The 9256-nt window shown below is 33.9% G+C and carries 10 protein-coding genes; all 10 read right to left on the bottom strand.

Features of this window, described 5'->3' with window-relative positions; genetic code table 11:
* Positions 1-10 precede the first annotated feature (10 nt).
* The gene (locus tag DW025_RS04960; RefSeq protein ID WP_119999036.1) at positions 11-514 is read right to left on the bottom strand and encodes a hypothetical protein; all 504 of its coding nucleotides are present in this window, start codon (positions 512-514) and stop codon (positions 11-13) included.
* A complete protein-coding gene (locus DW025_RS04955; protein ID WP_119999034.1) occupies positions 504-689 on the bottom strand; it encodes a hypothetical protein in 186 nt (61 codons plus the stop codon). Before DW025_RS04955 ends, DW025_RS04960 begins: the two co-directional genes overlap by 11 nt.
* Positions 690-768: 79 nt before the next feature.
* Positions 769-945: a hypothetical protein gene (locus tag DW025_RS14800; RefSeq protein ID WP_165854755.1), complete on the bottom strand. Its 177-nt coding sequence runs from the start codon at positions 943-945 to the stop codon at positions 769-771.
* Between the two features lie 312 nt (positions 946-1257).
* A complete protein-coding gene (locus DW025_RS04950) occupies positions 1258-4065 on the bottom strand; it encodes a hypothetical protein (protein WP_243104902.1) in 2808 nt (935 codons plus the stop codon).
* 185 nt (positions 4066-4250) lie between these two features.
* Positions 4251-4499 (bottom strand): hypothetical protein, encoded by a 249-nt coding sequence (locus DW025_RS04945; RefSeq protein ID WP_119999032.1) that lies wholly within the window; start codon positions 4497-4499, stop codon positions 4251-4253.
* A gap of 428 nt (positions 4500-4927) precedes the next feature.
* Positions 4928-5392, bottom strand: coding sequence for a YkgJ family cysteine cluster protein (locus tag DW025_RS04940; RefSeq protein ID WP_119999030.1), 465 nt, complete (start codon positions 5390-5392; stop codon positions 4928-4930).
* On the bottom strand, positions 5331-5906 hold the full coding sequence (locus DW025_RS04935) for a hypothetical protein (RefSeq protein ID WP_119999028.1): 576 nt from the start codon (positions 5904-5906) through the stop codon (positions 5331-5333). Before DW025_RS04935 ends, DW025_RS04940 begins: the two co-directional genes overlap by 62 nt.
* 646 nt (positions 5907-6552) lie before the next feature.
* Entirely contained in the window at positions 6553-7746 is a 1194-nt protein-coding gene (locus tag DW025_RS04930) for a hypothetical protein (protein WP_133302878.1), read from the bottom strand.
* A 495-nt stretch (positions 7747-8241) separates the two neighbouring features.
* A complete protein-coding gene (locus DW025_RS04925; RefSeq protein WP_119999025.1) occupies positions 8242-8757 on the bottom strand; it encodes a hypothetical protein in 516 nt (171 codons plus the stop codon).
* A gap of 104 nt (positions 8758-8861) precedes the next feature.
* Positions 8862-9221, bottom strand: a complete 360-nt coding sequence (locus tag DW025_RS04920) for a hypothetical protein (RefSeq protein WP_119999023.1) — start codon at positions 9219-9221, stop codon at positions 8862-8864.
* Positions 9222-9256 lie beyond the last annotated feature (35 nt).

Raw genomic sequence — 9256 nt, 5'->3', positions numbered from 1 at the left:
TACATTTCACCTACCCTCTATAATGGTGATCGCAACCAATACCCTGAGTTATCATGTCACCTAGTATATTTGTGATATTGAATGTTTTGTCAATGAACTGCAATGTTGGATCATCAGCAACGATTCTCTTCAAGTCATCAACTAGAACCTCTGAACATTTCTGCTGGAATCCATTTGTATTAAGAAGGTCAACAACTGCTTTTCTCTGTTCTTCCTCGTCTAGTTCTGCATAATCTTCTACAACAGAGTCTGGTGTAGCCCACTTTTCACTTATAGACACTTTCAAACTCAGTATCGCATCGGCAAGTCTTTCATACTGCTCTATAGTATTATTCAACTGCTCTATGCCCTCGTCTAACTTTTCGATTGTGTCTTTACAAGTGTCATCGTCATTCATCAGTTTCAACAAATATTGCATATTAATCAAATTATTACCTATAATGACATTCTGTTCATGTTCTTCAAGACCGGCTATTGCCCTAGCTAGATCTTCTAATGTGTAATTAAATATCATAAATTTTTTCCTTTCCCAGGAACTCAATGTCCCTGTACAACTTACCTAAATTATCAATTTTGTAATCGTATCTGTCTGAATTGACAGTACGCAAATAAAGCGTTGACCATACTACAGCCACCACTTCATAAATTGCCCCATCATACTTGATGAGATCTCCCATGTTTAATTTCATGTAATCACTTCTTTTTTATGGATTTTTCATGTTGAATAACAACCTACGGCATTGAGCCTAGAATAAATAATAGAAAATATTATGAATTTGTTAGATACTTTTCCAGCTTAACGAAAAGATGCGGATATAACTCAATTTTACCATTCTTGAAATTTGATAATATAGATGTGCTTATCCCTGTGGTCTTAGAGATATATACCTGCTTTTCTCTCTCAAGCCTATCAATGTAAAGTTCTCTTAATTCCTGCTGTGTCATATATGCCCTCCTTTTTTGCTTAATATTTATTGAAATAACAATATTTCTTATAAAAATAATATGGAAAATGCGGAGACTACCGCTAAAGATTTTTGACATAAATGGACAGACCGTGTTTGATGCAGTCTGTCCACCTATACCAACCATATTTTGAATATCGCACTCGATACTATTACTTTTCACCTAGTTTGAATCAGCAAAAAGCAATTATGAAGAGACTACTAGACCTACGGTTCTTTCATCTCTTCATAGGCAAATAAACAATTTGCATTATTTTCTAGGTGTTTTTCCTAGTTCTGTGTGACAATTTTGCTAATTTTTGAACATTTTTAAAAACAATTCTGGATTACTGTCATACAACGTCACAAATAAACTATCCTTAATCTTAGGGTTATCAAATGCTTTTCCAATCAACGCACGCATGGTATACTCGTTGATCTTTCTTCCTGATAGCTTTCTCATACATTCATCATAAATATCCTGTTTGTCACTACTGTAATGCTCTGAACCCTTTTCCAGTCCCTTAACTTCTTTATCATAAGTCTCAACTATCTCAATTATACTATTCTGCTGTTTCCTATTAGCCTTGTTTCTATCTTCCTTGCTCAATGGTATCAAAAAGTTTCTCAAACTTGTTCCTTTACCCCTAAATGCTTTATATTTGTTCTCTCTGAGATCAATTATGCCCTCATCTATAATCTGATACAGTATATCCATAGGACAATTGAATAACTTTACTTCTTTAGTGTCGATCTCTTTCTTTTTGCTTTTCTTCTTCCTGTCCTTCAATTCTTGTACATCAGCATAGAACTTCGGATATTTTTTCTGTGGATTCATACATTCCAGCTTTTGAATCCTGGATAGTTCTTTACCAACCGCAATGTCAAAATTTCTCTTCGCACTATCAATACTGCACTGCGCAAGCACTGAGCATATTATAAATATGTCTTCCAGTTCTGTACTCTCACAGCCACCATCAAACCAGTAACTTAATGCCAACTGTGCAATGTTACTTGATACACCTGTATCTGACTGAGCATTTGCAATCTTATTGTCCATGACGGCGAATGACACCATACTTTTATCATAATCGCTGTTTGTGCTTTTGGGTATGTCATTTACTATCGTAGGATATTCAAGATACGCTTTTTGAGCCAGTTCTGCCATTTCTGGCTGATTAGTAGCATATATTGTATCGCTGTCAAGGTCTTGTGAATTAAGTCTGTCCTGTACATCTGTACCTATACCATTGATAACTATTATTTCTTTGCCAAGATCAGGGAAATACTTTACCAACTCTTCGGGGTAAACATTTTCAAGACAAACTATATTGTTGGGTGAATTGTGGGGATTCCTGAAACCAGCCAACCTCTCACCTTCAGCGAATCTCTTTGTGTAACACTCTATCCTGTCATCATGTGTACAGAAACACCCTTCATGTAAAAAATCCTGTCCAGTTACCTTCATCAACATGGCAATAGGGTTTCCACAGATGGTTAAATTATCCCCATTTTGGAACAGTTTACCAATGAGTAACCTTTCTCTCTTCAAACTGCTAATCATCTCTCGCCTTTTCTTCTTGAAATACTCCGTATTGATAATATCTTTATTCCAATTGTACAAAGCCACCATCACCTTATTTATACTGTACTTCTCTGTTGATGTAGCCTGTAGATAGTCTATGAATGCGCCATCATCAAGCTTCAAATTATTGCAAAAATCAATACTGGTAGAAGCTATCTTCTCCAATATATTTTCATCAGTTGTTAGCAAGGTATTATTCATCTGAAACGATGTTCTCTGCAAATCACCATACTTGCTGCTATGCGCTGTCTTCACTATCTGAAAAGTATAGCCATCATTCTTCATGATCTTTTTATATGCCTTAAAAGCAGCTTGGGGTGTACCTGATTCACTCATGTAATCTGTAAACTTCAGCCACTTCAGCGAATTGTCAGTGACTATAACCTTTATGTCAGACACCTTCATCTTGCGTCCAAACATATCAACTCCACTGGCAATGTAAGCACTATCATAGTCATCTCTGTAATAATCTTGGAAAAACTGCTGGATGTTACCCTTAAATAAGCAACTCTTGAAAAAATGGCTTCTACAATATATGAAACCATTCATATCAGACGGGAATATTGACGAATCTATCAAACCCATACCATCCCATAGAATGTTAGATATTTCTTTCTCGTCTCTTTTTACAACACACTTGTTATGAATCTTACCATCAGAAAAATCAGTTTCTTTAATTGGGCAATCATTTATATCTATACCATGTTCTAACAGCTCTCTTTTTGTCCTACCTATCAACCGATATTCAGGATAATCTTCTGATATTGTCTTATATGTTGTATACCCCATAGGATTCAAGATTTTCTCAAATGCCTTGAAGTCTCGTACCTTCTTTTTCTGCTGCTCTACACCAACAATACAAGCCTGTTTTCTACATGAAGCCTTTTCATCCTTTAGAACCAATATATTGTTAAGTGGTATATGAATAAAGTCCATTGCCGTAGCAGTTATCAATGGTGCATAAGCTGATAACTCAACGATCTTGGCTCCTTTGCCATCAGGAATTTTATCAATAAGTCCCATAGTAATATACCTTATGACGTTAGTATATAATTCTTCTCTGATGAAGAAACACTCACCCTTTTTAGCCTTACCAGGATTCCTGCACAGCATTTTATACGTGATAGTTTTCGTCAGTTCTGGAACTTCTTTCTTGTTCTTATCAAAAGTTACCCATGTAATAGTTGCATTATTCTCATAAAAATACTTTCTCAGCTCATTTGCTGATACAGATGGTCTTGAATCATCACCAGTTGAACCATCCGCATCAACACCATAATCAAACTTCATTAGTATGAGATCTAAACTATTACCTTTTTTACTCAGAGTAACACCATGCTTCAGCAAATAGGCAGAAAACATACTCCTATTGATAACTGCAGATTTATAGTCTACAAATGAATTAACGTACTTCTCTGATATGCTACTCTTATCTTTTACTAAAAATTTATATCCATGTGCTACCCTGTAGACACTTGCTGCCTGAACACTTCTTACTTTTATAATCTTTGAATCTGTATATTTTATTAAAAACAACCTCCATCCTATGTTTATTTATATGTCATTTGTTGTAACTACAATGCGATTCTTGATATCAAATCCAATTCTATCCCATCATAGGTATAAATTATCGTCTAATATCTATCGTTCAAAATAGGTCTGTTTTCGTGCATTTAAAGCCTTTGTATACACCACTTTTAGGCAAGTAGGAAATGATAGTTTCATTGGACATTCTTTTTCATTTTCCATGCTAAAAAGTCGATAATCTCAGCCGGGTTAATCCTATTCACCAGCTTAATGCTAAATTCTTCAACATCCTCTATTCCAAATATTTCACATTCAGGAATATCCTTTTTATTTATTCCCTCATCTTCAGCCGTAATAGTCATGTCCGCAAATGATATATTTGTTACTGTATAAATCTTGTCTAATATCATCAGGTACGATATATCTGTTATGTTCTCTGCCATCTTTACTTTCTCCTATATTTCTACATTATATTCGTAAATGCTCCATAGCCAATACCTCCCCATCTTACCCCCATTTTGCCATAACTAACTCAACTAGTTAGAAAATAAGAGCAAAAAATCCAAATATTCGGGAGGTTTATTATGGTAACACGCCTTGCTATTCGAAAAAACAACTAGAGACTTGGACTACGATTATTCAGAAATGCAGGAACAGCGGCATGAAACCAAAGGATTAGCTTGCTGAAATAACATATCAAAGGACCAGTATTACTACTGATTCAAACCGCTCAGACGAGCGGCTAATTATAGTGGGGGTACTCACTGTGGAGCGCTTACTTATGTTCTTATAATAAAATAGTGTCTTTATAATTTATATCTCCATACTAATTGTGGTATAAAAAAACCAACCGTCTTATATCAACGGTTGGCTAATACCCATGTAACAGTTCTTTTAGCAATTCCATATCTTCATCATATGATTTTCGTTCAGAATAATACTCCCTTTTAACGCAAGGCATATATCCCCATAATTTTTTATAAGCGAAAAAATCATATGGTGTTTTTTTACATTGTGTTGGTCTAATATTATAAATTGTACATAAGCTATTGTTAAGAAATACGCACTTTCTATCTTTTCCTACTTTCATAAAATAAACTTTTATTGAACTATCACCACATGGAATATCTTTACCTACACAATATTTTGCTAGGAACACCTTTTTTTCCATATTCATTCCATCACAAATTCTAATTACGTCAGAGGGAAATATAACAATTGAATTAGGGAATAAATTTTCGCAACATATTCCGCATTTATAACATCGAAATAAATTATTTATATTGCTCAATGTATTTTTCAACCTCCATAAAAGAACAAAATACGTTTTTCCCATATTTTAAACGTATTTTTCTTTTTGAATCAAGTTCCATTCGATATAGTTTGTAATAATCTTCTGGATAGTTCTCAAAAGAATAACCTTTCTTTCGTTCGTCAATCTCATAAAATGTACCACTCAAATAAATATTCGATGCACTTTTGGTTTTTATTTGCAGATTCATACATCCTATCAGTTTTGATGCTTTATCAACTGCATAATAATATGATGAAATCACACCAGCTCTTATCAGTCCTTTGCCACCAAAGACTCTTCTAATATCTTCAAAATTGACATATTGTTCCATACGATACTTAATCTTTTCGCCCTGCTGCCATATATATATTATTTCTATAGCTTCTATATTTTTATTAATATAACTGCCATGCACTGCAAACCAACACCCTGTCAAATCTAATCCTTGACTACGTATTGATATACTATCAATAATTTTTTGTGCTAATTGTTTTAATATCCATATTATAAACGCAACTACAATGCCATTGAATATTTCTTTGACTATTTCATTCATTAGAATCCTCTGTTTTTTGTTCTTTGTTTTCTAAACGAATTTCTTCCAACATACTTATTATAATATCCTCCAAATATTCTGGTGATCCTGCTCCTGCCATCCAATTCCTCCTTTCGTTTTAAAATAATGTAACACACTAACCGTCAATTTTCAATTTTCAATGTGCATTTTCCTCATAATAAATCATATTTATACTCTCTTTGTCGTATGAATGATAGTCTATATTTTTAAATTTAAAATAATATTATCTACACACACATCGAGATTTTATATAGCATTTCCATATTCATGCGCTTTCTTTGCTATCTTTCTTTGGCGCAGGCTTTTCACTTAGCGGAACAGCAATCTTTGATTGCGTCGTGAAGCTTAGTAGAAAAGGTTGGTTTCAAAGAAAGTAGGATATATTAGTGGGAACATCCCACCCCCTGTTAGTCAGCCAGCTTATCTTGCCGCCCAGAAGGGCGTCAATCTAACCTGTCCGCCTTTTTCACTTGTGTGTCCTGTCAATTGCTTCGCACAGCTCGCAATATGCCAGTCCAACAAAGCAAAAATCATCTCTTTTTATTACATATTTTCTTTTAACGGAGACACCCCTTAAAGCCTTGATTTTACTACATTCTTTCCCAATTTTAGGAAGGTCAACTTCCTAACTTACCTTCTTATGCTGATATTGCAAATTCATATTCATCCAATCAATCAACAAATTTCTCATTCGCATACTTGGGATATAAATATTAATGGATTCCCCTTTTCGTATTCTACTTCTCCATATCCACTGAATCATTTCTGATAATCCATATAAATCTTCATTTATGCTAATTCCTCTTTGCAGGAAAAATTGAGTTATCCCTGGATGCAAATATACATTTACGCAATATGCCAAATTGTATGTATCTACATATTTATTTGTTGAACGGCAATTATAACTCACAAATTGACTTGAATACCCCTTGCCCTTCAGTTTTGCTTTATAGTCTTTAAATGTAGTCCACATAATGTTATCCGATTTTGCATTGACAATATTGGAGAAATAATTATATAGATTTTTTTTGATTTGCTTGATACCATCTTGATTTATTCTTGCCTTAAACCAAGTGACCGATAAACCATTGATTTTTTGATATATATTATCATTCAGTTTACCATCATAAATATTAATCTTATCTAAAAAAACTGATGTATCTGGAATGTAATAGTTCGTAAGCTCATACTGTCCATCATTTTCCAAAATACTCTTTTGCTCATAATCAATTTTATACAAGTCAAAATAATTTTTCAAAATGCTTGCTTCAAACAAATATGTAAGTATATACACCTTATCAAATAATTCAAATATTTCTGGTGGATATCTCCATAAAAGCAATTTTTGATTAATATATATAAGGCTTCTATTGTCCGCAAGAATTTTTATGTCATTATATTTTGTATCATAATTCAACTTTTCTTTATTCCATACAACAAAACCATCTTCGTCCACTGTTACACAGCCACTATCTTTCAGTAGTTTCATATCATCATTTCGGATATTGTCATATGGTTCAACAACATTTAAGACCTCATCCAAGATCAATGTATAGTGACCATTTTGGATATTTTCCCGACTTTCTTCATCAAGGTGTTTGAACAGCTCATGTGTTGAAGCTATATCGTCCTGACAAGCTAACATCTCATTGATTGCTCCCAATTTACCATTCCCCTTATTTATCGGTTGCTTAAATTCTCTGTTCGTATTTTCAATAATACGTTCCACCTCATCTAAAAATGGTGTTATATAAAGGAAATTATCAAACTTCTCTCTGTTAATATGTTGGATGCTCCAACTAGTTTTTCCTGATCCCATAATGGAATCTACCACTGTAATTTTACTAATAACTCATTCCTCCAATCTTAAAACCCATATCCTTCTTCGTTCCATCTGTCACACTGCTGCTGTGTCGATTCATAATCTACAATATTGTCAATCTGAATCAATTTTCGTACCTCGCTTTCAATTTAATGTAGGCACATCACCAATAAAGGTAATGTGCCTGTTATTCCGTACTATGTATAATCAGCAACTTCACTGATAAATATATGAAAAGTTACATAGGAAAGGGGAAACTTCTATCCGTTCTGAAAATAACTGTTCGCTTCAACAGTCGGTTGCATCATCTCACTGCATACTAATTTGTAAACATCCTAAACTATCTAAAAAAGTTCAATGTGTTACTCGCATGGTTGCAAAAGACAAACATCAATCTAAATAATTCTATAACAAATATCTCTGTAATATATCATTCTCCTTTATGTAGGCAAATTTACTCGAAATGCCATTCCACCGCCTGCGTGCATTGTCTTATACCTCGCTTTCAGAAAATACTTCTGATAAGATACTTAATAACTCTTTACCTGTTCTAATTGCCATTTTCATAGCATAATCAGCATATGGTGTTAAAACCATCTCAATATACTGAGAAACATCATCCATAGAAACTCCATACCTCTTCTCGATAGCATCTGTTAATGTCATGTGATTTTCAGTAATATATAAAGTAAATTCACCTGCTTCATCCTTTGATATATTCAGTACATGGTACAATACATCCATAACCTCTACCATCTTCTCACTGTCGTTCACTGCATACCCCGCATGATGGAATTTTCCCAAATAGACTGCCCGATCCTGTTCTGATAAATGATACTGCTCACTTGCTCTCTGAGGATTAACCAACATATCTGAGCTAAGCCTAACATGCTTTGAGAATAGATAATCCACTGCTTTCTTAAAATTCTCAGTCAACTCTTCTGTTGTGTACTCCTTGTTTTCGTTCAATAAATACTTCTGCCATTCTTTCTTGATTTCTTTTGCCATTTGTTCTTTCCTCCTAAAAATATTATGTAATAGGTAGAAACAAAGTATATCCTTATAATTTTCTTTACCGATTAGACTAATCGACCTATATATACATTCTCTCTTTATGCTGATAATGATGCTAGAAATGCTGTATATGTTGCATTTAATCCATCTACAACCTGATCTAATGTCGCCCCATTTGCAAATTGCAACACAACATCAATACAGTTGTCACAATACCCACTTACATATCCAATAAATAACTTGATATTGTTATTACCAGCCAACTCATACTTAAAATCCAACGAATCCGCAAAAATTCCAGATTCCATGTACCACTCAAAATCATTCATAAACTGTTCAGGTGTTACCTCGTTTTTCTGATTGGTGTCCTTGTTTGTCACTGTTACACTTGTTACTATGACCATATACTCATTAAAAAGCTTCTGAAGGTCTTTTGCTGTTGTCGATCTTTCCATCATATTGTTTATTCCCCTTTGTATTTGTCTCTATCAAG

The sequence above is a fragment of the Coprococcus sp. AF38-1 genome (genome assembly GCF_003603945.1).
Classification (GTDB): Bacteria; Bacillota; Clostridia; order Lachnospirales; family Lachnospiraceae; genus Coprococcus; species Coprococcus aceti.
Note: the sequence above shows the minus strand (reverse complement) of the source record. Positions and strands in the feature narration are given on the sequence as shown.

Excerpts from the sequence above, each read along its gene's own strand:
- DW025_RS04960 (WP_119999036.1), bottom strand. The coding sequence starts at position 514 with ATGATATTTAATTACACATTAGAAGATCTAGCTAGGGCAATAGCCGGT.
- DW025_RS04955 (WP_119999034.1), bottom strand. The coding sequence starts at position 689 with ATGAAATTAAACATGGGAGATCTCATCAAGTATGATGGGGCAATTTAT.
- DW025_RS14800 (WP_165854755.1), bottom strand. The coding sequence starts at position 945 with ATGACACAGCAGGAATTAAGAGAACTTTACATTGATAGGCTTGAGAGA.
- DW025_RS04945 (WP_119999032.1), bottom strand. The coding sequence starts at position 4,499 with ATGGCAGAGAACATAACAGATATATCGTACCTGATGATATTAGACAAG.
- DW025_RS04940 (WP_119999030.1), bottom strand. The coding sequence starts at position 5,392 with ATGGGAAAAACGTATTTTGTTCTTTTATGGAGGTTGAAAAATACATTG.
- DW025_RS04935 (WP_119999028.1), bottom strand. The coding sequence starts at position 5,906 with ATGAATGAAATAGTCAAAGAAATATTCAATGGCATTGTAGTTGCGTTT.
- DW025_RS04930 (WP_133302878.1), bottom strand. The coding sequence starts at position 7,746 with ATGGGATCAGGAAAAACTAGTTGGAGCATCCAACATATTAACAGAGAG.
- DW025_RS04925 (WP_119999025.1), bottom strand. The coding sequence starts at position 8,757 with ATGGCAAAAGAAATCAAGAAAGAATGGCAGAAGTATTTATTGAACGAA.
- DW025_RS04920 (WP_119999023.1), bottom strand. The coding sequence starts at position 9,221 with ATGATGGAAAGATCGACAACAGCAAAAGACCTTCAGAAGCTTTTTAAT.